This window comes from Maribacter algarum (ex Zhang et al. 2020), assembly GCF_005885635.1.
Lineage (GTDB): Bacteria > Bacteroidota > Bacteroidia > Flavobacteriales > Flavobacteriaceae > Maribacter_C > Maribacter_C algarum.
On the sequence record NZ_VATY01000002.1, the window covers coordinates 678190 to 701519 of the forward strand.

Sequence of the window (23330 nt, forward strand, 5' to 3'; positions counted from 1 at the left end):
TTCGCATTATTAGTATTACATTTTAGTTATTACACTATTTAAACTTCTTCTTAACTTATCTACTTTATCATTTAGTACTGAGAAAAAGGCTTCTTCTAGGTATCCTAGTTCTTTCGCAAGGACTGTGAAATATTCTAATTCATATGCCGAACCTTGTGCTATTATAAGAAAACGTTTGAATTCTGCGTCAGATTCTCGACCACATATCCTTCCGCTATATTAGCTGGGACAGAACTGGCAGCTCTCCTCATTTGACTTACTAAACCATACATTTCGTTTTTTGGAAAATCTCGTGTCACTGTATAGATTTCCAAAGTTATTTCATGACCTAAATCCCAAACCTTATATTTTCTATAATCCCTCATTTTTCCTCAATCTAGCAATTGCGTAAAGCGAATAGCGATTTGCGATAAGCGTCTAGATAATATTCAACATCTTCTCTGTTGCCTTAATCGCACTTACCGTTTGGTCGGAATCCAATCCTCTTGAGATGAATTCTTTTCCATCCGCAGACTCCCATGTGATAATGGTTTCGCAAAGGGCATCGGAATTACTGCCCGGAGGAATACGTACTGCGTAATCCACCAACTGGGGCAATTCCAACTTTTGCGATTTATATATTTTATGCAAGGCATTCATAAAGGCATCGTACTGTCCGTCTCCTGAAGCATTTTCCTCATAAATCTTTCCTTTGATTTCCAGAGAAAGGGTAGTGGAAGGCTGCAAACCTTTGGCATGGGTTAGCACATAGGATTTTACAAATACTTTTTGTTGAAAATCCGTATCCAAGACATCAGATATAATATATGGTAAATCATCTTTGGTGACCCGCTCTTTTTTATCGCCAAGCTCTATAATTCTTGCTGTTACCTTCTCTAAATCTTCATCATTAAGTGTAAGTCCGAGTTCTTGTAAATTCTTTTGAATGTTTGCCTTTCCAGACATTTTTCCCAAAGCATATTTGCGTTTTCTCCCAAAACGTTCGGGCATTAAATCACTAAAGTAAAGATTCTTTTTACTATCTCCATCTGCGTGTATTCCAGCAGTTTGTGTAAAAACACTATCGCCAACAATGGGTTTGTTCGACGGAATACTTATTCCAGTAAAAGCGGAAACTAGTTTACTGACTTTAAAGAGTGATTTTTCGTTGACATTTATCTTTACCTCAGGAAGAAAATCATTAATAACGGCGATGGCACTTGCCATAGGTGCATTACCTGCACGTTCGCCCATTCCGTTTACGGTAAGATGTAATCCATGAACACCAGCTTTGACTGCTTCCATGATATTTGCAACCCCTAAATCATAATCATTATGACCGTGGAAATCAATATGCATATCAGGATATCTCGCTATAATTTCAGAAAGGAAATCATAAGTTTCGGAATAGGTTATAATTCCTAGAGTATCGGGCAACAAAACGCGTTTGACCGGTTGTGTCGATAGAAAATCCAAAAATTGAAAGACGTATTCTTTAGAGTTACGCATTCCGTTACTCCAGTCTTCTAAGTAAATATTATTGATGATTCCTTTTTTCTCTGCGGACTTGAAAATTTTCGCAATATCCTTGAAATGTTCTTCAGGGGTTTTCTTTAACTGATACTTCAAATGGTTTAGAGAACCTTTCGTCAAAAGGTTTTGGGACTTTGCCCCAGCTTTCTCCATCCATTTCAATGAAACCCCACCATCGGTGAAAGTCAACACTTCTACTTTGTCTAAATAGTTATTTTTCCCTGCCCATTCTGTAATTTGTTGTACTGCTTGTAGTTCCCCTTCGGACACCCTTGCAGAGGCTACTTCGATACGATCTACTTTGAGTTCATCTAGCAATAGTTTCGCCAAGGTTAATTTCTCTGAAGCAGAAAATGAGACACCAGAAGTTTGTTCGCCGTCGCGAAGCGTAGTGTCCATGATTTCCAAGTATCTTTTTGCCATGACGTTTTAGAAAGGTCTGGTCTTTGCAAACTCTTTAATCCCCTCTTTGATATTCAACAAATAGTCAATATCATCAAAGCCATTGGTCATATTGCCTTTCTTGTAATCGTTGATATCGAAGGATTCACTTTCTCCCGTTGTCACAATACTTACCGTTTGCTCTGGAAGACTTACTTTAAACTCCGTATTCGGGTCAGCTTCAATAGCAGCAAAAATCTTTTGCAAGAATTCTGGACTTACCTGAACGGGTAATACTCCTATATTCAAACAGTTTCCTCGAAATATATCGGCAAAGAAACTTGAAATCACGACGCGAAATCCGTAATCATAAACCGCCCATGCGGCGTGTTCGCGGGATGAGCCAGAGCCAAAATTTTTCCCTCCTACTAAAATCTTTCCGCTATACCTCGGATTGTTAAGTGCGAAATCCTCTTTTGGACTATTATCCGGATTGTATCGCCAGTCTCGGAACAAGTTATCTCCAAAGCCCTTACGTTCGGTAGCTTTTAAGAAACGTGCCGGTATAATTTGATCCGTATCCACATTCTCAATTGGAAGTGGAACCGCGGATGATATTAGTGTATTGAATTTATCGTATGCCATTTGTTTTGTCCTTAGTAATTAGTGGCTAGTCTTTAGGATGACGAGCCTAAATTTATGCTGTTTCCATTTCCATTAATTCCCGTGGGTCGGTAACTTTACCTGTAACAGCAGCTGCAGCAGCTACTAACGGACTCGCTAACAAGGTTCTTGATCCTGGGCCTTGTCTTCCTTCAAAATTTCTGTTTGAAGTACTAACCGCCAATTTACCAGGAGGGACTTTGTCATCGTTCATTGCCAAGCAAGCAGAACAACCCGGTTCTCTTAGTTCGAAACCTGCTTCAGTCAGAATATCAAGAATTCCTTCTTCTTTTATTGCAGATTCTACTTTATGACTTCCTGGTACTAACCAAGCGGTAACGTTATCGGCTTTTTGCCTCCCTTTTACAATGGATGCAAAAGCTCTGAAATCCTCGATTCTTCCGTTGGTACAACTTCCTAAGAACACAAAATCAATAGGTTTTCCTATCATGGAATCCCCTTCGTCGAACTTCATATATTGCAACGATTTCTTATAGGTAGCGGCACCTCCTTGAACAGCTTCTGCATTTGGAATATCATTTGAAATTCCCATGCCCATTCCCGGATTAGTTCCGTAGGTAATCATGGGTTCAATCTGCGAACCATCAAAAGTCAATTCTTTATGGAATTCAGCTCCTTCGTCTGTATATAGGGTTTGCCAGTAATCCATTGCAGTATCCCAAGCTTCTCCTTTAGGGGTAAATTCGCGTCCTTTCACATAATGAAAAGTAGTTTCGTCAGGCGCAATCATTCCGCCACGCGCTCCCATTTCGATACTTAGATTACAGACGGTCATACGACCTTCCATAGTCATATTTGTGAAAACATCACCAGCGTATTCTACGAAATATCCCGTTGCACCAGAGGTTGTCAATTGCGAAATAATGAATAGGGCAACATCCTTGGGAGTAACTCCAAACTGCAATTCTCCTGTAATATTGATACGCATACTCTTTGGTTTAGGCTGCATAATACATTGTGTGGCCAAAACCATTTCCACTTCCGAAGTGCCAATACCAAAGGCAATCGCACCGAACGCACCGTGCGTAGAAGTATGGGAATCACCACAGACAATAGTCGCGCCTGGAAGTGTAATTCCATATTCAGGACCGACAACATGAACAATTCCGTTTTTCTCATGACCTAATCCCCAATACGAAATACCATATTCATTGGCATTTTCTTCTAACATTTTCAATTGATTCGCTGACAGTGGGTCTTCAACCGGTAAATGTTGATTGATAGTAGGCGTATTATGATCCGCTGTTGCAAATGTTTTTTCAGGATGCAAAACCCTGATATTTCTATTTTTCAATCCTAAAAAAGCAACCGGACTTGTAACCTCATGTACCATGTGACGGTCGATGAACAATACATCGGGACCGTTTTCGATTTGGTGAACTACATGAGAGTCCCATACTTTGTCAAATAGTGTCTTCTTCGCACTCATAATCTTTGAATTCTAAGCTAGCAAATCTAAGCAAAGAAGGAATTCTTAGGAAATTATTGCCATTTAAAATTACGATGTCCAAAAAGTTAATGAAGTTAACTAGTAACGTCGATTGCCCCTTTTCAATGCGAGGTGTTCGGAGGCCAAGAGGGCAGTTCTTCTTGCTCCCTTTCTGTGAGCACTTTCCTTCTTCGGACATAAAATTTATAGCCGTATAAACTTGAGAGGCTTAGAATAACAAACAATAACAATCTACTAATGTAAAGGTCAAAAAATGAAATTTCGGCTTTCTCGGGTAATTGGATATTAGCACGAACTGCAATTTGCTCTAATTCTTTAGAGGTAAAGGGAGCGTACTTTTTCTGACTATTAAGATAGCCAACAAACTTAGGTTCTCCATAAGAATAGCCCAACCACAAGAACCTTTTTACAGTATACAGGCTGCCTATATCATAGTTACTTCCGTCTCGTATTCGAAATTCGAAGTTGTCAGGCAACTCTCTAATTTTGATAATTTTCTCTTCTGTTCCGAATGGAATCGGAAGTCCAATTTTTGAAGCAAAAAACTGTGAATTGAATATGAAGGCGAGTATAAAGGCGATTAGTGAAATTTTCATCTTGACTTATTTTTGATTGTTTGTACATTAATTACAATCGTAAAAGTCATTGAAATACTATAGGAATCTTAGCTGGTAAAAAGGGAAATTCAACTGGTGGTTTTCAGGGATATAAAAATTGATTCATAGTTTAACATAAGTACTTCTGAGTTTAACAAAACGGTAACTTTATAAACGGGATACTGTAGCTACCTTAAACCATTACAAACACACTTATTTAATCAATTTAAATCAATCAAAATGAAACAAGTTTACAAAAAGTCTTTAGTTGCCCTGTCATTGGCACTTCTGTTCTTTTCAACTCAAGTAATGGCGCAATTAGACCTTCCTTCCGGAAGTCAGAAAGCTAAGGTATCTCAACGCATAGGTATTACAGATGTTTCGATACACTATTCTAGACCTAGTGTCAATGGACGGGAAATTTGGGGAAAACTGGTTCCCTATGGCATGAACAATCTAGGTTTTGGTACCGCCAAAGAATCTCCATGGCGTGCAGGTGCTAACGAGAATACGGTTATCAAATTCACTGATGATGTCAAAATTGAAGGCCAACCAGTGGCAGCAGGAAAATATGGTCTTCATATGGTCATTCATGAAGGTGACAAAGCGACAATCATTTTTTCAAGAAGTAGTGATGCATGGGGAAGCTATTTTTATGACCCGACTGACGATGTACTTAAGGTCGATGTCACTACGAAGGAGGTTGCGCATACGGAACAACTTACTTTCGATTTTGTGGATGTGGATGCAACATCGGCGGTTGCAACCTTACGTTGGGAAAAGAAACAAATTCCTTTTAAAGTTGAAGTAAATGTGACCGAGGTTGTTTTGGCCGACATAAGAAAAAAACTTGAAAACTCACCAGGTTTCAATCGACAGACTTGGGAGCAAGCGGCTAATTTTTCTTTAAATAATGGTGGCGATTTGGATGAAGCTTTAGGTTGGATTAATGGTGCAATAGCAGGACAATTTTTTAGCCAAAAGAATTTCAATAATTTGAGTATTAAAGCTGGTATTTTGACCAAACAGGGAAAAAAGACCGAAGCAGATGCTGTAATGGACGAAGCTTTGGGTATGGCGACTGTTTTTGAAACCCATGGTTACGGACGGCAATTGATAGCTCAGGGAAATAAAGAAAGAGCCATGAAAGTATTTAAAATAAACGCTAAGAAGAACAAAGGCCAATGGCCTGTTGACTTTGGTTTAGCGAGGGCTCATGCCGCCATGGGTAATTATAAAACTGCCTTAAAGCATCTGAAAATTGCTGAAGGTCGAGCTCCCGACAAGCCAAACAAAGACGCTATAGCCAGTTTTCTCGTAAAACTGCAGAACAGTGAAGACATAAATTAACCGATAGTATGTATGACATGGTAAGGCCCGACTTCGGTTGGGCCTTTTTTAGCTTATATAATTCCATATGTTCCAGTATTTCACCAATTGTGAATAGGTTTGGCGAATGATATACCTTCCATTTTTTCATATTCCTCTTACACCTATCATCTATATTGTGGTAAAAGAATTGAAATTTTTCTAAAATCCACCCGTTATGCTTCATATCAAAATAACCCATTTTTAAACATTTTAATTGTCCCTTATGGTAAGAAGACTATTTTTTTATTTGATTTTGGCTGTAAGTCTATCCTGTGGAAAAGAAACTATAACACCGGAAACGGAAAGTGAAGTTGATGAAATAGTTATTGAAGAAAAAGAAGAAGAACAGTCAGAAGAGGACGAAGTAACGGGCGGAGATACGGATACCGAAGAATCCGCAATATCTTTTGACATTGCAATATTGACAAGAGATGTGAATTCCGACGAAAAATCATTAGTGGATTATTTGAAAGGTGAGGCGAATGGCGTTTTTAATATTGATGCTGCTTTAGGTTATAAGGTGTTTAATGATTTTGATACAAGGGGCAATGAACTTTTCTTTTGGCAAAGAACACCTCAAAGAGATGTTACCAAAATAAATCTTGAAACAAAAGAGTTTCAGAAGTACACCAATACCGATGGAGTACCTGATGAACAACTCTGGGAATATGACTATAGACTCTATCCACATCCAACTTCAAATCATATTGTGACTATGGATTCCCATAATCCGGCTGGAATAGGAAACGATACAATTTTCTACAATTCTTTACGGATATACGATTATTTGAATGATGAGTTAGAAGTTATGGATTTGCCTGACAATGACCGTATCGGTGTGGGTTTTACATCCAGTAAATCTAGTGGGGAGTTTTACATGTACCAAAATAGAGTTGAGAAAGAGGAAGCTCCTACCGTTGATGAATGGAAAGTTGTTGATTTAACAACGAAAGAAATAGTCGCACAATTTGATTTATTCAATGACGACAGGAATTTTGCTTGGTATGAACAAAAAATTTACTACCCAGATGGGAGAACCTTTGATATCTTGTCAAATGATTTTTCAGATGACTTGAATTTTCCCAATGATATAGGTTATGGAGATATGGTAAATTCTCAAATAAAGGGTAATGAAATTTTTTTCAAAGCAAATAGTGTAATAAAAAATGGAAGTATTTGGTCGGGCATAGTACTCTATAATTTTGAAACAAAAGAGAGTAAGAAGATTCTTGAAAATGAATTGTTAGAAGTTACCTTTAACAAATACGGATTTGAAGGTACAGGTGCCCAAAATATTACGCAGGCATATTATGATTTTGATTCAGGAGTAATAGCAATAACATGTGATACCCAATATCCAGAATTCGCTGTGATTTTTCTGGATTTTGATTTGACTATTTTAAAGGTTGATTTTCTAACTGATCTTCAGCCGCTGAAAATAATGTCGCTAGACTAGATTTTCACTAAGTCATATTAATTCAGCTAATATAGTTCCAAATATTCTTATACTTCACCAATTGCGCATAGGCATGTCGAATAACCAAATTCTCAGGTTTTTCTAATGTAGGATCAGTCTTTAGCAATTGAATCGCATGATACCGCGCAGTTTTCAGAATATCATTATCCTTTACGATATCAGCAATTTTTAGATTTAGCACCCCGCTTTGTTGCGTGCCCATAATGTCACCGGGACCACGCAGTCTGAGGTCTACTTCAGCAATTTCGAATCCATCATTGGTTCGCACCATGGTCTCTAAACGTGTTTTTGCTTCCGAGGAAAGTTTATGACTTGTCATGAGAATGCAAAAACTCTGATCCGCCCCACGGCCGACTCGACCTCTTAATTGATGCAATTGCGACAAGCCGAAGCGTTCTGCGCTTTCAATAATCATGACCGACGCATTCGGAACGTTTACCCCAACCTCTATAACCGTTGTGGCCACCATGATTTGTGTTTCACCGCGAACGAAGCGTTCCATTTCATAGTCTTTGTCTGCTGGTTTCATTTTACCATGAACAATGGAAATCTGGTAATCGGGTAGTGGGAAGTCGCGAGCAATGCTTTCATAACCGTCCATCAAATCCTTATAATCCAGAGCTTCAGATTCCTGAATTAAAGGATATACCACATAGATTTGCCTTCCCTTTTTAATTTCGTCGCGAATAAATTGAAAAACCTTCAATCGATTGGAATCAAAACGATGAACAGTTTTAATGGGTTTACGACCTGGAGGAAGTTCATCGATAACTGAGATGTCCAAATCCCCGTACAAACTCATAGCCAAAGTTCTGGGAATTGGAGTAGCAGTCATTACCAAAATATGGGGTGGAAACTGATTCTTATGCCAAAGCTTAGAACGTTGCGCTACACCAAAACGATGCTGTTCATCAATAATGGCGAGACCTAAGTTTTTGTATTTAACTTTGTCTTCTAAAAGTGCGTGCGTTCCGATAAGAATTTTGAGTTCGCCGCTTTCCAGCTGTTCATGAATCGGTCTCCTTGCAGATTGCTTTACAGAACCTGTAAGTAGGGCACAACTAATTCCGATTTTATCCAATAACGCTTTGATACCTACATAATGCTGATTGGCCAGAATTTCTGTAGGAGCCATTAAACAGGCTTGATATCCATTGTCAATGGCAAGAAGCATTGTCATTACAGCTACTATAGTCTTTCCTGAACCAACATCTCCTTGAAGTAAACGATTCATTTGTGCATTGCTTCCTAAATCATGGCGGATTTCCTTGATAACCCTTTTCTGAGCGCCTGTGAGTTCAAAAGGGAGGTGGTCCTTATAAAACTCATTGAACAACTCACCTACTTGGTCAAATGGAAAACCTTTTATTTTTTGCTTATGCAGCATGTTCTTGATAAGGAGCTGCATTTGTATATAAAACAGCTCCTCAAATTTCAAACGGAACTGCGCTTTTGCTAGTAACTCTTGATTCTTTGGAAAATGGATATTAAGTAATGAATCACTTTTATCGAGTAGTTTCAATACATGGATTAGACTTTCGGAAAGGGTTTCTGAAAAATTGCCCTTTGTTTCTAGAAACACCTGTTGAATCATTTTACTAAGTGTTCGATTGGTAATTCCTCGAGCACTTAATTTTTCAGTTGAAGGATAAATGGGCTGCATAAACACTTTGAGCCCCTTTTTATGTTCTTCGAGCAATTCCATTTCAGGGTGTGGCATCGAGAATACACCATTGAACCAATTGCATTTCCCAAAGATTACATAAGGCGTATTTAGTTTTAGGTTTTCGCGAATCCATTTTTGACCACGGAACCAAACGAGTTCCATTTTACCGGTTTCGTCAATAAAAGTTGCTACTAGTCGTTTGCCTTTCTTTTGCTCAACCGTTTTGATATGAGTGATTTTGCCCATAATCTGAACATCAGCACTGCTGCGTTGCAATTGGCCTACTTTGTAATATTGAGTTTTGTCTAAATAGCGATTCGGAAAGAGGTTGAGTAAATCTCGGTAGGTCTGAATGCCCAATTCTCCCTGCAAGGTTTCTGCCCGATTCGGACCGACACCTTTCAAATAGGTAACGGGAGTTTGAAGGAAATTGGCATTCATAAAACGAATTTAGGGGTTCACAACTATTGCGACAAACTAAAGTGGTAAATTTGGTTTGTCTTTTGCAGTAGTATCAATATGAACAGACTATTTCTTTTTCTTGTTTTCTTCGGATGGATGGCTAATGCTCAGCATCAGGATAAGGTCGATTTTATTCGGGGAGAAGCATTTATTAAGCCTTACGGTGGACTATATAAAATTACTGGAAGCATAACTTATGATTTCAAGGTTTTGGAATCTGTTGATTCCGTCTTTATAGATGCAAAAAACATGGATTTTCTTTTTATTAATTTGAACAAAAAGAACAAGAAATATGCTTACGATGGAAAAAAGCTAATAATAAAAAATAGATTTAAAAAAGGTTCTTCCCATCAACTCGCAATTCGATTTCAGGCGAATCCAACTCAGACTTTGTATCATGTGGGTTTTGACGATAAGATTAAGGGTAATGAACAGGTTTGGACTCAAGGGCAAGGCAAATATACTAGCCATTGGTTACCAAGCTTTGATGACATGGAGGAAAAGATAGAGTTTGACTTGACCTTAAATGGCGGCTCTACGCTGGATGTTGTTGCAAATGGAGAATTAATTGGAAAGAATTTTGGAGGGCATGAAACTTTTGATTGGAAATTCGATATGGAAAACCCCATGAGCAGCTACCTATTGGGCTTCGCCATTAGCAATTACGATAAACAAGAACTAAAATCAAAAAGCGGAATCCCCATCCAAAACTATTACTATCCACACGATAGCCTTAAAGTGGAACCTACTTATCGTCACACTAAAAAGATTTTTGATTTTATAGAACAAGAAATCGGTTATCCCTATCCATGGCAGAATTATAAGCAGGTCCCTGTTCGTGACTTTCTTTATGCGGGAATGGAAAATACAACGTGCACCATTTTTTCCGACCAGTATGTTATCGATTCTACTGCTTTTGTAGATAAGAACTATGTCAATGTCAATGCGCACGAACTGGCGCATCAATGGTTTGGTAATTTGGTAACGGAGAAGAATGGTAATCATCACTGGTTACATGAGGGTTTTGCTACGTATTATGCCCAACTTGCAGAAAAAGAGGTATTTGGAGATGACCATTATTACTGGAAGTTGTACAAGTCGTTAAAACAACTGGAAGATGTAATAAAGCGAGGAGAAGGACAAGCCTTGACCAACCCCGAAGCAAGTAGTTTGATTTTTTACGAAAAGGGCGCTTGGGCTTTGTATATGCTTCGCAAGCAAATTGGTGATATTGCTTTCCGAAAGGGAATTCAGAATTATTTGGAAAAATTTAAGTTCAAAAATGTTACCATTCCTGATTTTATAAAAGAAATGGAAACAACCTCCGATGAGGACCTATCTAGTTTTACCGATACGTGGTTAGAGAACGAAAGCCTTCCGTTTGAAGAGGCTAAGGCACAATTAAAAAAAGATTCTGAGTCACTCGCTACACTTTTTAAGATGGAGGATGAGTTTCAAAAGGCGCAAAGCGACGATATTGCTTATGTGGCCTACTGGGAAGCCAGCAATTCAATCCATCTTAAAAAACATATTTTAGAACAGTACCAGACTTCACTTCCTGAAGAAATTTATGAGCTTGCCTTTTCATCCGATACTATTCCTATTCGACAATCCCTTTTATCAGCAAGAGATTTGCCAAGTTATTTGGATAAAGAAAAATTGGAATCCCTTTTAGAAGATAAGAGTTATGTTACGAAGGAGAATGCGCTTTTTACCTTGTGGCGTAGCTATCCTAAAGAACGAACGAAATATTTGGATGCAACTAAAAATATTACAGGACTTCCCAATAAAAATGTACGTTTACTATGGTTGACTTTGGCCATGCTCTCTGAGAATTATAATAGCCCACAAACCAAGGCTTATTTTGACGAACTGAGTTTATACACGAATCCCCAATATGGTTTTGAAATACGCCAAAGCGCCTTTTTTTATTTAAAGGAAGCTTTCGGTCTAAATGATGAAAGTTTAACTAGTTTGGTAAAAGCAACTGAGCATCATGCTTGGCAGTTCAAAAAATTTGCAAGAGATTTGTTGAAGGAATTGCTTAAAGATTCTGAATATAAAACACGATTGGAAAAGCTTTCAACGGAGCTAAATTCCAAAGAATCCCGTTATTTAAAGATTGAACTTAACAAAACATGAGAGCATTAGTCATATCAGGGGGTGGAAGTAAGGGGGCCTTCGCCGGTGGTGTAGCACAGTTTCTTATTCAAGAATCAGGCAATAAATATGACCTGTTCGTAGGAACTTCTACGGGTAGCCTGTTGATATGCCATTTGGCTTTGGGTAAATTGGATAAGATTAAGGAAATCTACTCCAATGTAGATCAAAAAACTATTTTTAATAATTGTCCTTTTGTTATTAAGAAGAAACATGGCATCGATGAAATATCAATCAACCATTGGAATGTGGTTCGAAATTTTCTTCAAGGCAAGAAAACCTTTGGTGAGAGCGAGAATCTTCGAAATTTAATACGGGAAAGCCTTACAGTGGAAGAATATCAGGAACTAAGAGATGGACCCAATGATGTTGTGGTGACTGTTTCAAATCTTTCCTTGAATCAAGTAGAGTATAAGTCTATTATGGACTACAGCTATGATGAATTTTGTGATTGGATTTGGATTTCAGCCAATTACACACCATTTATGAGTTTGGTACGAAAAAACGGCTCTGAATATGCCGATGGAGGCTTGGGCAGTATTGTTCCAATTGAAGAAGCCATATTGCGCGGTGCTAAGGATATTGATGTGGTAGTTTTGCATACCGAAATCAATTATATGAATCGTATGCCTTCAAGGAATCCATTTGAACTTTTGACCACAATGTTGAGTTTTATATTGGATCGTATTGAAAACCACAATATCCGAATCGGGAAATTGGTCGCCAATCAAAAAGATGCCATTATCAATTTGTATTACACTCCCACCGTGTTAACCACTAACTCTTTGATTTTCAACAAAGAAAAGATGACCCGTTGGTGGAAACGAGGTTATTTATATGCCAAGAATAAGAATGAAGAGACCAATCCTATTCAGCCGAATGAGCATGAATAGTACACAGTTTTCAGTAAACAGTTGGCAGCAGAAGTAAATCTATTCTTTTAGGCCTTAAGATCTTACCAGAGTTCTGCAATCTCTTTTTTTACAAAAGCAAGGGCAGTAGCTGAAGGATTTTGCTTATCCATCGTTTCAGTCAAAACATCTTCACGAAGTTTATCTGCAGAATCCGTTTCACTCATTCCAGCTTTCCGGATCATTTGAATGGTTGCACTTTTGGCCGCTTTGATGACATTCCATAATTCGTCTGTCAAATAGATTTGTTGTGAAAGGTTATGTTCAAATTCATTCTCGATACTTTTGATCAATAAGTTCTCATATGCAGTTTTATCAGAGGAATTTGGTTTTACCCGCAATACTAAACTAGGAATTGAAATTCGCTCTAAAAACAACGCCATACGTTCATAGGCCTGCAATCTGATAGGAAGTGTACTGGCTTGAGAATCTTTGTGAAGTAAAAACCTTCTTCTACCTTCCTCATTGTTGGTGTGCATTCGAAAAAAGTAAAATGCAATGGCACCTGTTACAACAGATGGTAATAGATATGCAAAAAGTTGAAAAATTTGATCGCCCGTCATTTTTGGTTTTTGTTGTTGGTTACATGATTTAGAACGGCGTTTTTTTTGAAAAAGTATGTCCTTTTTTCAAGAAATTTTACACCTGTAAACTCATTCATTGTAGAATTCATTTAGGGTATTTATCTTTCTAATTGTTTTGTTATACAATACTATCTAGATAAAGCGTTCTTAAAAAATAGAAACTTATTCTACCTTCCATTCTTATGAAAAAAAACACCTTACTTATTTTGACTTTTTCTTGGTTAATGCTTTCTGGATGCTCTATCGATGGAGAATTAGACAGTCCCTTAAATACTGACGTCGAAATGGCGGTTGAGGATACTGATAATGATACCACAGGAGAAACTTCAGATGATTCCGAAGAATCCGGCGATACAGATAATTCGAATTCTGGGAATCCGATAACAACTGATCTGAGGACCTTTATTTTCGGACATAGCCTAATCGTACATGATCCACCACTAATTGCAACGCCCAGTAACGAAACAACAGTACCACATTGGATTGCCGAACTTTCGGTAGCTGCGGGATTTGATTATGCCGTTTCTGGTCAATATGGATTCCTACCACAACATGCCAACCTTCCACCAATAGCGCAATGGGGTTTTGATAGGGCAGAAGGTGCTTGGGATTCTGATAATCAAACTTTTGCAGATGCGAATTTCAATAGCATCTTATTTACGGCAGGAAATTTTATTCAATATCAATCAGCATTAACGCCATATGATGGTGATAATCCTGATAATGCAACTCCGATAAGTGCAACTTTAGAAATTTTAGATTGGGTTGAACAGCAAGAGCCAGGCACTGCTATCTACATTTATGAAAATTGGCCCGATATGGCAGGGTTTCTAAGTAATGGTGTACCGGCGACAACATCGGAATTTGAAAATTACAATCAGTATACACAAGGGGAGTTTCACGATTGGTGGATTGCCTATCACGAAGCAGTAATACAAGAGCGGCCTGATTTGAATGTGAAAATGATTCCCGTCGGTCCCATTATCGCTAAATTGATGAACGAAACGGATTTGTCTAATATTCCATTCTCTGAATTGTATGAGGACGATGCCCCTCATGGTAGACCAACCATTTACTTTTTGGCAAGCATGATTACGTATATGGGCATGTACGGTGTAGAAACCCCTTCTGATTTTCAAGTACCAGAAACCGTTCATGCAATTGCACGAGACAATTACGAAATGATAGTAGATTTTATTTGGAACGAATTAGAGAACTTCAATGATAATCAGGGCAACAGTTTGGTTTTTCCATAAAAAAGCTGCTTGAAAAATCAGCCCTTACCATTAAATTTGAAGAAAATTTAGTTCCCATTCTTCATATTTTCTTTTACCATCATATAAAATTCATCAAATTTAGGATGGATTTTTATAACAACTCCTTCTTTCAGGTTCCCATCTTTACCAACTGCGGTAATCCTTTCAGGAGCAATCTCAAGACGTTGCAAAGCACTACTGACAGCAGAGGCTTGTTGTGCTGGTAGGTTTAGATTCCCGGTCATACTCAGTCCTTCAATAGTAACTCCCATTTTCGGATTCACTTTTAAAATTTCACCGATTTTTTGTACCCAAGGCTCGGCTTCAGGAGCAATTGTTGATTCGGTATCACTACCAAAGAGTGAAGTCAAATCTGAAGATATAATGACCATACCATTTGAAACACCGATTTTGGCATTTTCTCCAAGAGTCTGTTTTGCGTTGGTTAGCACCACAAGAGCCGTAGAGTCATTAGAGGCAATGGCATCGTTTATAGCCTTTAGTTGGCGCTCCTTCACATTTAATGCTTCCATCGCCTTGTTCATGTTCGTTGAATTTTGACTTGATAACTGTGAAAAACTATTGAGGTTTTTCATCAAAGTCTTATTTGCATCACGAAGCTCGAGGGCTTGTGACTCAAAGGATTCGGCTTTCGCTAGACTTGCTTTTTCTTTGCGTTGTGCTTCTGCGACCTGGTTATTTACTGAGTCAAGTTGAGATTTTAAGGTGCTGATTTCGGCTATCAATTCACTCTTTTTTTGTGCTTGAGCAGTAGTGCCGATTGCTAGTATTAGACTTAGGGAAAGTAAAATTTTCTTCATAAATGAAATTCTTTTGGGGGTTCAATTAAGGTTAAACACAGCGCAAAAGTATAGCATTTCTAGATTTAATCGAAATTCTTTCCGCCTAGGTACTCGCAATCATAGAGTTCTTGAGTTCCCTGAAAAGGTACTAAAGTCTTGTTGTATCCATACGTAGTCCTTAGATTTCGTGTCAAATCAATATCATCGACATTTACCTGAATATCGTGCATGGTAAACTGACAAGGGTGCTCATAACCTGCTGCATGGGTTATTTCCACCAACTCTTTTCGGAAGGTTTTGAAATATTGTGCTAGACGGTCGGACTTTAAGGGAATGTTAATTCCATTCTGACGCCATTTGTTTTGGGTGGCGATTCCCGCAGGGCATTTATTGGTATGACATATTTGAGCCTGAATACAGCCAATACTCATCATGGCTTCACGGGCTACATTAATACAATCAACACCCATTGCAAAAGCCATTGCTGCTTTGGCAGGAAAACCCAATTTTCCACTTCCAATAAAAACAATGCGATTGGTTAGATTTCGGGTTTGGAAGACTTTGTACAATTCAGAAAAGCCATAAACCCAAGGCAAAGAAACGTGGTCAGCAAAAGAAGGAGGAGCAGCTCCTGTTCCACCTTCACCGCCATCTACTGCGATAAAATCAGGGCCTTTTCCTGTTTTTAACATGATTTCTGCTAACTCTTCCCATTGGTCTAATTTTCCGATGGCTCCTTTAATTCCAACAGGTAATCCTGTAGCATCGGCAATCATTTCAATCAATTGCATTAATTCCGTAACATTGCTAAATGCCTTGTGCGTAGCAGGGGAGAGGACATCCTTTCCAACTTCTACACCGCGTATCTCTGCGATTTCCTTTGAGATTTTCGCACCAGGTAGCACGCCTCCTTTTCCCGGTTTCGCACCTTGGGACAACTTGATTTCAATAGCCTTGATACAGGGATTATCTTCAACCAATTGCTTCATTTTTTCCAAGGAAAAATTCCCATCCGAAGAACGAACACCGAAATAACCTGTGCCGAAGTGAAAAACGACATCTCCACCTTTTTTGTGATAGGGGGAGAGTCCTCCTTCGCCTGTATTATGAAAGGCATGTGCTTTGGCAACTCCTTTGTTTAAAGCCTCAACTGCCGCTGCCGAAAGCGAACCAAAACTCATCGCAGAAACATTAATTACTGATGCAGGACGGTATGGTTTTCTTCTTTTATTATATTCTCCCATGACTTTCGCACAAGGAACAAAATCTTTGTGTTTGGTGTTTGTATGACCCTCGGGAGTCTTAAAAGCCATCATTTGGTTCTTTACAAAAATGTGCTGGTGAGCGTAAATATCACGGTCTGTTCCAAAACCTTCGTAATTGTTTTCTTTTTTTGCAGAGGCATAGATCCAACTACGTTCAATACGATTGAATGGAAGTTCTTCTCGATTGTTTGCCACAAAATACTGCCGCATTTCTGGACCAATACTCTCTAGCCAATATCGCAAATGCCCAACGACCGGGTAGTTATGCGAAATGGTATGTGCTTTTTGAAAAAAAATATCTCTGATGGCGACGATCCCAAGGAAACCTAGAACATATCCCCACCATGGTATAGTAGAAAGCGTATTTAAAAATACATCCATTTACAAATCGTAATTAAAATTTGGTCCAAAAGATGGACGTCTATTTTCCTTTTATTTTTTCTTCGAGCATTGGAGTCTGTTTGCTATTTAAGTAATCAAGACTCATCTCAGTTAATGTTTTAACACCTAAAATCAATCCACTATCATCAATTAAAAAGTCAGGAGTATGGTGAGGGAATGATTGGGTATTTCCCGGTGTCATTCCTCCAAGGAAAAAGAAGAATCCCGGTGCTTCTCTCTGAAAATACGAGAAATCCTCAGCTCCGGTAATTGCTTTTTGGGTTTGCACATTTTCAGCACCTGCAGTACGTAGCATGGTCGGTAACATTTGCTCTACCAATTCCGGGTGGTTATAGGTAATATCAGTAGCATCATTGATTTCACAGGTAGCAGTACCTCCATAAGCTTTGGCAATGGTTTCTACCATTTCTACCATTCGCTTGTTCAATTTATCTTTCATGTCATAATCGAGTGTACGAATGGTTCCAATCATTTCAGCACTTTCTGGAATAATATTAAAACGCACCCCGCTTTTTATTTTTCCAACTGTAATTACAGCTGCTTCATTGGTAAGATTTGTTTCGCGACTTATTATAGTCTGCAAACCATCAATAATTTTAGCACTGATTAAAATTGGGTCTACCCCAGACCAGGGTTGTGAGCCGTGACTTTGTTTTCCGTTTACTTTAATAGTAAAACTCTGGGCAGCTGCCATAGTTCCCCCAGATTTGTATTTGATAACGCCAACGGGAGTTTGGGAATTAATATGCAATCCGAAAATGGCATCAACTTTTGGGTTTTCCATAACGCCTTCTTTAACCATAAGTAGAGCGCCTCCCTCTTCACCTGGTGGTGGGCCTTCCTCTGAAGGCTGAAAAATGAACTTTACCGTTCCCTTAATCTTATCCTTGTTTTTAGACAAAACTTCTGCAACTCCCATTAAAATCGCCGTATGCGTATCGTGTCCACATGCGTGCATGACACCCACTTTTTCACCTAGAAATTCTGAAGTAACTGTTGATTTGTATGGAAGGTCATTCCGTTCAATTACGGGTAGTGCATCAATATCTGCTCTTAAGGCCACTACTTTTCCAGGTTGGTCACCTTTTAATAAACCAACAACCCCAGTATGCGCAACACCGGTTTGCACTTCAATGCCTAAAGCTTTTAGATGTTTTGCTATTTTTTCGGCAGTTTTGAATTCACGATTTCCTAATTCAGGATTTTGATGAATATCTCGACGCCATTCAACAACTTTGCCTTCTACTGCGTTATAGTCCTTTTGTAGTTTAGGACCTTGAGCTATCGCAAAGCATCCTGAGAATAGTATTACTGTTAATAGTAACTTCTTCATTTTGAGTGTATTTAAAATTTAATTAGTCTAAAATCTTCGTCTTGTAATTGTATTAAGGCAGTCATGGCTGATAACGACAGTTGAACCCCATCTATCAGGTCTTCCCTTGGAAAACCTCTTGATAAAGATGATTGACCACAGAAAATAATTTGTCCACCAGCATCTAGTAAAGCTGTAATAAGTTCTCGGTTCGGATTATTCGTCCCGTATTTTTTTTGATATGCTTCGTTCGTAATCACATCTTTAGAGGCTTTGTTGTGAACCACCAAAGCTACTTTTAGGTTTTCTGCAGGAACACCACTTTGTGCATGCATATTTAAAAATCGAGCGGCTGTTTCAATAGTCGCATTTATCGATTCATGACTTTCAGGACTATTCATGATATCAAAAACAGCCTTGTATTCTTTGGAAGTATCCACTTTGAAATCTGGATTATCAATGGCCCAGACTTTTCCGTAATCCTTTATGATGGGGCCAGTTTCCTTCGCTTGAGCGGATAGCGAAGTTTGGGAAAGAAGTCCGATTAATAAGGCAAAAAAATATATTCTTGTCATTCAAAGTAGTTCAGTCTCTAAATATATTCAAATTCGTTAAAACCCCTATAGCATTGTTCATAATTATTGAAATGAAGTTTTTAGAATAAGGGGTATTATGGCTAAATTCACCGTCCCATACACTAATCCTTTAAAGACACTTTTGGAGAATTTTATTGACCAGTTGAATGAAGCCCAGAGGGCACCTGTTTTGCACAAAGATGGCCCATTGATGGTAATTGCCGGTGCAGGTTCAGGCAAGACGCGGGTACTTACATTTCGCATTGCCCATTTGATGGCGCAAGGGGTGGATGCCTTTAATATTTTGGCATTGACCTTTACTAATAAGGCGGCACGTGAAATGAAAAAACGTATTGCTGATATTGCTGGTACAGCGGAAACCAAGAATTTGTGGATGGGGACTTTCCATTCGGTTTTCGCCAAACTTTTACGCTATGACGGGGATAAATTAGGATTCCCTAGTAATTTTACAATTTATGATACCCAGGATTCCCAAAGACTTATCGCTTCCATTATAAAAGAAATGGGCCTTGATAAAGATATTTACAAGTACAAACAGGTACAGAATCGGATATCTTCCTATAAAAATAGCTTGATAACCGTTAAGGCCTATTTTAACAACCCTGAATTGGTGGAAGCAGATGCGATGGCAAAGCGTCCTCGAATGGGTGATATTTATCATAATTATGTAGAACGTTGCTTTAAAGCAGGAGCAATGGATTTTGATGATTTGTTACTACGTACCAATGAGTTATTGAATCGTTTTCCTGATGTGTTAGCGAAGTATCAAGACCGTTTTCGATATATTTTGGTGGATGAGTATCAAGATACCAACCACTCGCAATACCTAATAGTAAAGGCGCTATCAGATAGATATCAGAACATTTGTGTTGTGGGCGACGATGCACAAAGTATTTATTCCTTTCGTGGAGCGAACATTAGTAATATTCTGAATTTTCAAAAGGACTATGATGACGTAGGTATGTATCGTTTGGAACAGAATTATCGTTCAACCAAAAATATTGTTCAGGCGGCAAATTCCATAATTGCCAATAACAAAGACCAACTGGAAAAGGTGGTTTGGACGGCGAATGATGATGGTCCGCCTATTATTATACATCGAAGCCCAACAGATGCTGAAGAAGGGCGTTATGTAGCGAATTCCATTTGGGAAAATCGCATGCAGCATCAAATGCCCAATGGTAATTTTGCAGTATTGTATCGCACGAATTCCCAATCACGATCCATTGAAGATGCCTTGCGAAAACGTGATATTCCGTATCGTATTTATGGGGGATTATCTTTCTACCAAAGAAAGGAAATTAAAGATGTTCTTTCTTATTTACGTTTAGTTGTCAACCCAAAAGATGAAGAGGCGTTAAAACGTGTTATTAATTTTCCCACTAGGGGCATAGGTCAAACCACAGTTGACAAACTTGTGGTTGCTGCGAACCATTATGGACGTTCGATTTTTGAAGTAATTGAAAACATTGACCGTATAGATTTAAAGATAAATGCGGGTACTAAACGAAAACTACAAGATTTCGTTACGATGATTCAGAGTTTTCAAATCATGAATGAAAGTGCAGATGCCTTTGTTCTTGCTGAGCATGTAGCCAAAAAAACTGGAATACTGTTGGAGTTTAAAAAGGATGGTACCCCCGAAGGCATTGCACGTATGGAGAATATCGAAGAACTTCTTAACGGAATTCAAGACTTCGTAGAAGGACAAAAAGAATTGGATGAAGCCACGGGAAGCATTTCAGAATTTTTAGAGGATGTTGCCTTGGCTACTGATTTAGACAAAGATACCGGCGATGATGACCGTGTTGCTTTAATGACCATTCACTTGGCGAAAGGGCTTGAATTTCCTTATGTATACATCGTTGGTATGGAAGAAGATTTATTCCCTTCTGGAATGAGTATGAATACCCGTAGTGAGCTGGAAGAGGAGCGCAGATTGTTTTATGTGGCTCTAACTAGAGCCGAGAAACAGGCGTATTTGACCTATACTCAAAACCGCTATCGTTGGGGAAAACTCATTGATGCGGAGCCTAGTCGTTTCTTAGAGGAAATCGATGAAAAATTCGTTGATAACCAAGTGCCTATTGATCGAGCCGCCTATCGCTACAAACCTTTGATAGATAATGATATTTTTGGGGAGGTTGATAAAAGCACGCTGAGACAAACCAAACCGAAAAATGGAACGCCTCCATTAGTAAACAAGCCCAATGAAAATCAACTTCGTAAGCTGCGGAAATTAAAACGGCAATTGGCTAGCCCGACAGCAAACACAAATACTATTGATCCAAATTTAACAGAAGGGTCTTTGGTAAATCATACGCGATTTGGTAGGGGTAAAGTGCTTAATATCGAAGGGGTAGGCAATGATAAAAAAGCGGAGATTCAGTTTGACAAAGGGGATATTAAAAAGCTATTGTTACGCTTCGCAAAGCTCGAAGTACTTTCCTAGTGACCTTAAATCAAATTACCTTAAATTTGAATAAAAAGCTGTTATGAAGAAGTTGGCCCTCCCTTTATTAATTTTTTGTATCATTTTCTTAGGATGCGGAAAGTCAGATTCCCCAGCACCTGAAATCGCACAAGAGCAAGAACCTGACCCTATAGATACTCCAGAAATTAAAGATCCAGATGATGTTGATTACTGGAATGATGCAGAACTAGTTTGGAGTGATGAATTTGATGGTACTTCTGTTTCTTCAGATAATTGGATTTTTGAAGATAGGGCAAGTGGTTGGGTAAACAATGAGCTACAAAATTATCAACCTCAAGGTAATACAGAGGTTAGTGACGGCACCTTAAAAATCACCGCTAAGAAAAATTCAGACAACTCCATTGAGGGAGCTTTTACTTCAGCCCGAATGAACAGTAAACAGTCATTCAAATACGGCCGCATGGAAATTCGCGCAAAAATGCCGGAACACAAAGGTAATGGTCTGTGGCCCGCACTTTGGATGCTTGGTAGCAATATTGAAACGGTTGGATGGCCTGCCTGCGGAGAAATAGATATCATGGAATACGTGAGTTTTAAACCAAATAAGACCCATTTTTCTATCCATAGTACTGCAAATAACCACACAAACAATACGGAAATCACCTCGGGAGCGGTAGACTTGGAGACAATTGAAGAAGAGTTTCATACTTTCGGACTGCTTTGGTCAGCAAAATACCTAAAGTTCTATCTTGATGATATAGACAATGTGCAGTTCGTTTTTAGAAGGCCTATTACATTTACAACAGACAGTTGGCCATTTCAAAACAACTTTTACTTTATAATGAATGTTGCTGTAGGTGGCGATTGGGGAGGTCTCGAGGGAGTGGATACTTCTATCTTTCCGGCAACAATGGAGGTTGATTATGTACGGGTTTATCAAGTAAAGTAATACCTTTCTACATGATAAAATAGATGACCAATTTGTTTTATTGAAACTATAGGTGATATTTTTTATCTTTAAAGAGAACATCTACAACTGTTTTCTATGAAATCCGATGCCCTACGCGCGGTTTATCAGCATGAGCTACTTTCCGACGAGGATCTAAAAGCGATTTGTGAAGCACATCATGAAATCACTTTCTCCAAAGGCCAACACATTCTTAAAACGGGCACAATTGCCGACGGATACATGATTTTGGCACGTGGATTGATCAGATCCTATGTGATTGATTTTAATGGAAAAGACATAACCACTGACTTTTTTATTCAAAATGGGCTTGTTATTGAGGTATCCTCACTTTTTCAACGTATTCCGTCTCAAGAGAATATTGAAGCCCTGACCGATTGTACGTGTTGGAAGATAGATTTTCAAGTTTTCCAAGAGTTATTTCATTCCATAGAAGGATTTCGAGAGTGGGGTAGGTCTTGGATGTCAAGTAGTTTATTTGAATTTAAGCAACGTTCTGTTTCAATGATTACTGACTCTGCCACTGAGCGTTATAATAAATTGATGGAAACCAAACCGGAGGTATTTCAATATTCCCCATTAAAGCACATTGCCTCGTATTTAGGAGTTACCAACACTTCTTTGAGTCGTATTCGAAAAGAAACAATGAAATGATACAATTCATTTATTGCCATATGGCAATAAATTTTACTACGGTATTATTTAGATTTGACCTTACTAATCTTATAAATTGTATTCAAATGTCAGATAACGAAAGAATTATGACCCTTCACCCTCAGGGCAAAACTGGTGTGAATATTTTAAAAAGGCGTTACGAAATCATCAAGGAGTTTATTTTAAAGACAATCAAAGAACACGGAGAGCTTACTTATCAAAACCTGAATAAATTAGCTGTTCAAAAACTAAAGAAAACCTTTGATGGGAAAATAGGCTGGTATGTTGTAAGCGTTAAGCTTGATTTAGAAGCAAGAAACCTTATCGAACGGATTCCGAATACAAGCCCACATAAGTTGAGACTAGCAAGTTAAACCAAAATCACAT

General features: G+C 38.5%; 21 protein-coding genes. 9 read left to right on the forward strand and 12 right to left on the reverse strand.

The genetic code is table 11. The annotated features are described in order from the left end of the window. Positions 1 to 15 precede the first annotated feature (15 nt). The 6 genes from FEE95_RS22470 to FEE95_RS11880 all read right to left on the reverse strand — a co-directional run bounded on the left by FEE95_RS22470 (position 16) and on the right by FEE95_RS11880 (position 4623). Positions 16 to 207, reverse strand: a complete 192-nt coding sequence (locus tag FEE95_RS22470) for a four helix bundle protein (protein WP_317129253.1) — start codon at positions 205 to 207, stop codon at positions 16 to 18. Continuing rightward, positions 162 to 365, reverse strand: a complete 204-nt coding sequence (locus FEE95_RS22475; RefSeq protein WP_317129250.1) for a four helix bundle protein — start codon at positions 363 to 365, stop codon at positions 162 to 164. The genes FEE95_RS22470 and FEE95_RS22475 overlap by 46 nt, the downstream gene beginning before the upstream one ends. A gap of 52 nt (positions 366 to 417) precedes the next feature. Continuing rightward, positions 418 to 1935 (reverse strand): alpha-isopropylmalate synthase regulatory domain-containing protein, encoded by a 1518-nt coding sequence (locus tag FEE95_RS11865; RefSeq protein ID WP_138658160.1) that lies wholly within the window; start codon positions 1933 to 1935, stop codon positions 418 to 420. A gap of 6 nt (positions 1936 to 1941) precedes the next feature. Then, on the reverse strand, positions 1942 to 2538 hold the full coding sequence (gene leuD / locus FEE95_RS11870) for a 3-isopropylmalate dehydratase small subunit (RefSeq protein ID WP_138658161.1): 597 nt from the start codon (positions 2536 to 2538) through the stop codon (positions 1942 to 1944). Positions 2539 to 2590: 52 nt separating this feature from the next. Further along, positions 2591 to 4006: a 3-isopropylmalate dehydratase large subunit gene (leuC, locus tag FEE95_RS11875; RefSeq protein ID WP_138658162.1), complete on the reverse strand. Its 1416-nt coding sequence runs from the start codon at positions 4004 to 4006 to the stop codon at positions 2591 to 2593. A gap of 122 nt (positions 4007 to 4128) precedes the next feature. Further along, entirely contained in the window at positions 4129 to 4623 is a 495-nt protein-coding gene (locus FEE95_RS11880) for a hypothetical protein (RefSeq protein ID WP_138658163.1), read from the reverse strand. Between the two features lie 240 nt (positions 4624 to 4863). Between FEE95_RS11880 and FEE95_RS11885 the strand changes: the two genes are divergently transcribed. Further along, positions 4864 to 5973 (forward strand): DUF2911 domain-containing protein, encoded by a 1110-nt coding sequence (locus FEE95_RS11885; protein WP_138658164.1) that lies wholly within the window; start codon positions 4864 to 4866, stop codon positions 5971 to 5973. Positions 5974 to 6217: 244 nt separating this feature from the next. Beyond that, a complete protein-coding gene (locus tag FEE95_RS11890; protein ID WP_138658165.1) occupies positions 6218 to 7450 on the forward strand; it encodes a hypothetical protein in 1233 nt (410 codons plus the stop codon). A gap of 22 nt (positions 7451 to 7472) precedes the next feature. Here the strand turns inward: FEE95_RS11890 and recG are convergent, their stop codons facing one another. Beyond that, positions 7473 to 9578: an ATP-dependent DNA helicase RecG gene (recG, locus tag FEE95_RS11895; RefSeq protein WP_138658166.1), complete on the reverse strand. Its 2106-nt coding sequence runs from the start codon at positions 9576 to 9578 to the stop codon at positions 7473 to 7475. Between the two features lie 78 nt (positions 9579 to 9656). On the opposite strand from recG, the gene FEE95_RS11900 reads away from it, so the two are divergent. Next, positions 9657 to 11741, forward strand: a complete 2085-nt coding sequence (locus FEE95_RS11900; protein WP_138658167.1) for a M1 family metallopeptidase — start codon at positions 9657 to 9659, stop codon at positions 11739 to 11741. Then, on the forward strand, positions 11738 to 12652 hold the full coding sequence (locus FEE95_RS11905) for a patatin-like phospholipase family protein (protein WP_138658168.1): 915 nt from the start codon (positions 11738 to 11740) through the stop codon (positions 12650 to 12652). The genes FEE95_RS11900 and FEE95_RS11905 overlap by 4 nt, the downstream gene beginning before the upstream one ends. A 62-nt stretch (positions 12653 to 12714) precedes the next feature. Here the strand turns inward: FEE95_RS11905 and FEE95_RS11910 are convergent, their stop codons facing one another. Beyond that, positions 12715 to 13233, reverse strand: a complete 519-nt coding sequence (locus FEE95_RS11910; protein ID WP_138658169.1) for a DUF7935 family protein — start codon at positions 13231 to 13233, stop codon at positions 12715 to 12717. Positions 13234 to 13436: 203 nt separating this feature from the next. Between FEE95_RS11910 and FEE95_RS11915 the strand changes: the two genes are divergently transcribed. Beyond that, on the forward strand, positions 13437 to 14510 hold the full coding sequence (locus FEE95_RS11915; RefSeq protein WP_138658170.1) for a T9SS C-terminal target domain-containing protein: 1074 nt from the start codon (positions 13437 to 13439) through the stop codon (positions 14508 to 14510). A gap of 47 nt (positions 14511 to 14557) precedes the next feature. On the opposite strand, the gene FEE95_RS11920 is transcribed toward FEE95_RS11915, so the two are convergent. The 4 genes from FEE95_RS11920 to FEE95_RS11935 all read right to left on the reverse strand — a co-directional run bounded on the left by FEE95_RS11920 (position 14558) and on the right by FEE95_RS11935 (position 18867). Beyond that, positions 14558 to 15331: an OmpA family protein gene (locus tag FEE95_RS11920; RefSeq protein WP_138658171.1), complete on the reverse strand. Its 774-nt coding sequence runs from the start codon at positions 15329 to 15331 to the stop codon at positions 14558 to 14560. Positions 15332 to 15396: 65 nt separating this feature from the next. After that, positions 15397 to 16959, reverse strand: a complete 1563-nt coding sequence (locus tag FEE95_RS11925) for an FMN-binding glutamate synthase family protein (protein WP_138658172.1) — start codon at positions 16957 to 16959, stop codon at positions 15397 to 15399. 40 nt (positions 16960 to 16999) lie between these two features. Continuing rightward, the gene (locus FEE95_RS11930; protein WP_138658173.1) at positions 17000 to 18313 is read right to left on the reverse strand and encodes an amidohydrolase; all 1314 of its coding nucleotides are present in this window, start codon (positions 18311 to 18313) and stop codon (positions 17000 to 17002) included. Positions 18314 to 18324: 11 nt separating this feature from the next. Further along, positions 18325 to 18867 (reverse strand): DsrE family protein, encoded by a 543-nt coding sequence (locus FEE95_RS11935; RefSeq protein ID WP_138658174.1) that lies wholly within the window; start codon positions 18865 to 18867, stop codon positions 18325 to 18327. 97 nt (positions 18868 to 18964) lie between these two features. Here FEE95_RS11935 and FEE95_RS11940 point away from each other — a divergent pair, with 97 nt between their 5' ends. The 4 genes from FEE95_RS11940 (at position 18965) to FEE95_RS11955 (ending at position 23317) form a co-directional block, all read left to right on the forward strand. Then, positions 18965 to 21340 (forward strand): ATP-dependent helicase, encoded by a 2376-nt coding sequence (locus FEE95_RS11940; protein WP_238474567.1) that lies wholly within the window; start codon positions 18965 to 18967, stop codon positions 21338 to 21340. Positions 21341 to 21383: 43 nt separating this feature from the next. Continuing rightward, entirely contained in the window at positions 21384 to 22271 is an 888-nt protein-coding gene (locus tag FEE95_RS11945) for a glycoside hydrolase family 16 protein (protein WP_138658175.1), read from the forward strand. Positions 22272 to 22367: 96 nt separating this feature from the next. Beyond that, a complete protein-coding gene (locus FEE95_RS11950) occupies positions 22368 to 22943 on the forward strand; it encodes a Crp/Fnr family transcriptional regulator (RefSeq protein WP_138658176.1) in 576 nt (191 codons plus the stop codon). Between the two features lie 86 nt (positions 22944 to 23029). After that, entirely contained in the window at positions 23030 to 23317 is a 288-nt protein-coding gene (locus FEE95_RS11955) for a DUF6958 family protein (RefSeq protein WP_138658177.1), read from the forward strand. Positions 23318 to 23330 lie beyond the last annotated feature (13 nt).

What these genes read in the sequence shown, in the direction of transcription:
- FEE95_RS22475 (WP_317129250.1), bottom strand. Translation starts at nt 365, where the DNA reads ATGAGGGATTATAGAAAATATAAGGTTTGGGATTTAGGTCATGAAATA.
- FEE95_RS11865 (WP_138658160.1), bottom strand. Translation starts at nt 1,935, where the DNA reads ATGGCAAAAAGATACTTGGAAATCATGGACACTACGCTTCGCGACGGC.
- leuD (WP_138658161.1), bottom strand. Translation starts at nt 2,538, where the DNA reads ATGGCATACGATAAATTCAATACACTAATATCATCCGCGGTTCCACTT.
- leuC (WP_138658162.1), bottom strand. Translation starts at nt 4,006, where the DNA reads ATGAGTGCGAAGAAGACACTATTTGACAAAGTATGGGACTCTCATGTA.
- FEE95_RS11880 (WP_138658163.1), bottom strand. Translation starts at nt 4,623, where the DNA reads ATGAAAATTTCACTAATCGCCTTTATACTCGCCTTCATATTCAATTCA.
- FEE95_RS11885 (WP_138658164.1), top strand. Translation starts at nt 4,864, where the DNA reads ATGAAACAAGTTTACAAAAAGTCTTTAGTTGCCCTGTCATTGGCACTT.
- FEE95_RS11890 (WP_138658165.1), top strand. Translation starts at nt 6,218, where the DNA reads ATGGTAAGAAGACTATTTTTTTATTTGATTTTGGCTGTAAGTCTATCC.
- recG (WP_138658166.1), bottom strand. Translation starts at nt 9,578, where the DNA reads ATGAATGCCAATTTCCTTCAAACTCCCGTTACCTATTTGAAAGGTGTC.
- FEE95_RS11900 (WP_138658167.1), top strand. Translation starts at nt 9,657, where the DNA reads ATGAACAGACTATTTCTTTTTCTTGTTTTCTTCGGATGGATGGCTAAT.
- FEE95_RS11905 (WP_138658168.1), top strand. Translation starts at nt 11,738, where the DNA reads ATGAGAGCATTAGTCATATCAGGGGGTGGAAGTAAGGGGGCCTTCGCC.
- FEE95_RS11910 (WP_138658169.1), bottom strand. Translation starts at nt 13,233, where the DNA reads ATGACGGGCGATCAAATTTTTCAACTTTTTGCATATCTATTACCATCT.
- FEE95_RS11915 (WP_138658170.1), top strand. Translation starts at nt 13,437, where the DNA reads ATGAAAAAAAACACCTTACTTATTTTGACTTTTTCTTGGTTAATGCTT.
- FEE95_RS11920 (WP_138658171.1), bottom strand. Translation starts at nt 15,331, where the DNA reads ATGAAGAAAATTTTACTTTCCCTAAGTCTAATACTAGCAATCGGCACT.
- FEE95_RS11925 (WP_138658172.1), bottom strand. Translation starts at nt 16,959, where the DNA reads ATGGATGTATTTTTAAATACGCTTTCTACTATACCATGGTGGGGATAT.
- FEE95_RS11930 (WP_138658173.1), bottom strand. Translation starts at nt 18,313, where the DNA reads ATGAAGAAGTTACTATTAACAGTAATACTATTCTCAGGATGCTTTGCG.
- FEE95_RS11935 (WP_138658174.1), bottom strand. Translation starts at nt 18,867, where the DNA reads ATGACAAGAATATATTTTTTTGCCTTATTAATCGGACTTCTTTCCCAA.
- FEE95_RS11940 (WP_238474567.1), top strand. Translation starts at nt 18,965, where the DNA reads ATGGCTAAATTCACCGTCCCATACACTAATCCTTTAAAGACACTTTTG.
- FEE95_RS11945 (WP_138658175.1), top strand. Translation starts at nt 21,384, where the DNA reads ATGAAGAAGTTGGCCCTCCCTTTATTAATTTTTTGTATCATTTTCTTA.
- FEE95_RS11950 (WP_138658176.1), top strand. Translation starts at nt 22,368, where the DNA reads ATGAAATCCGATGCCCTACGCGCGGTTTATCAGCATGAGCTACTTTCC.
- FEE95_RS11955 (WP_138658177.1), top strand. Translation starts at nt 23,030, where the DNA reads ATGTCAGATAACGAAAGAATTATGACCCTTCACCCTCAGGGCAAAACT.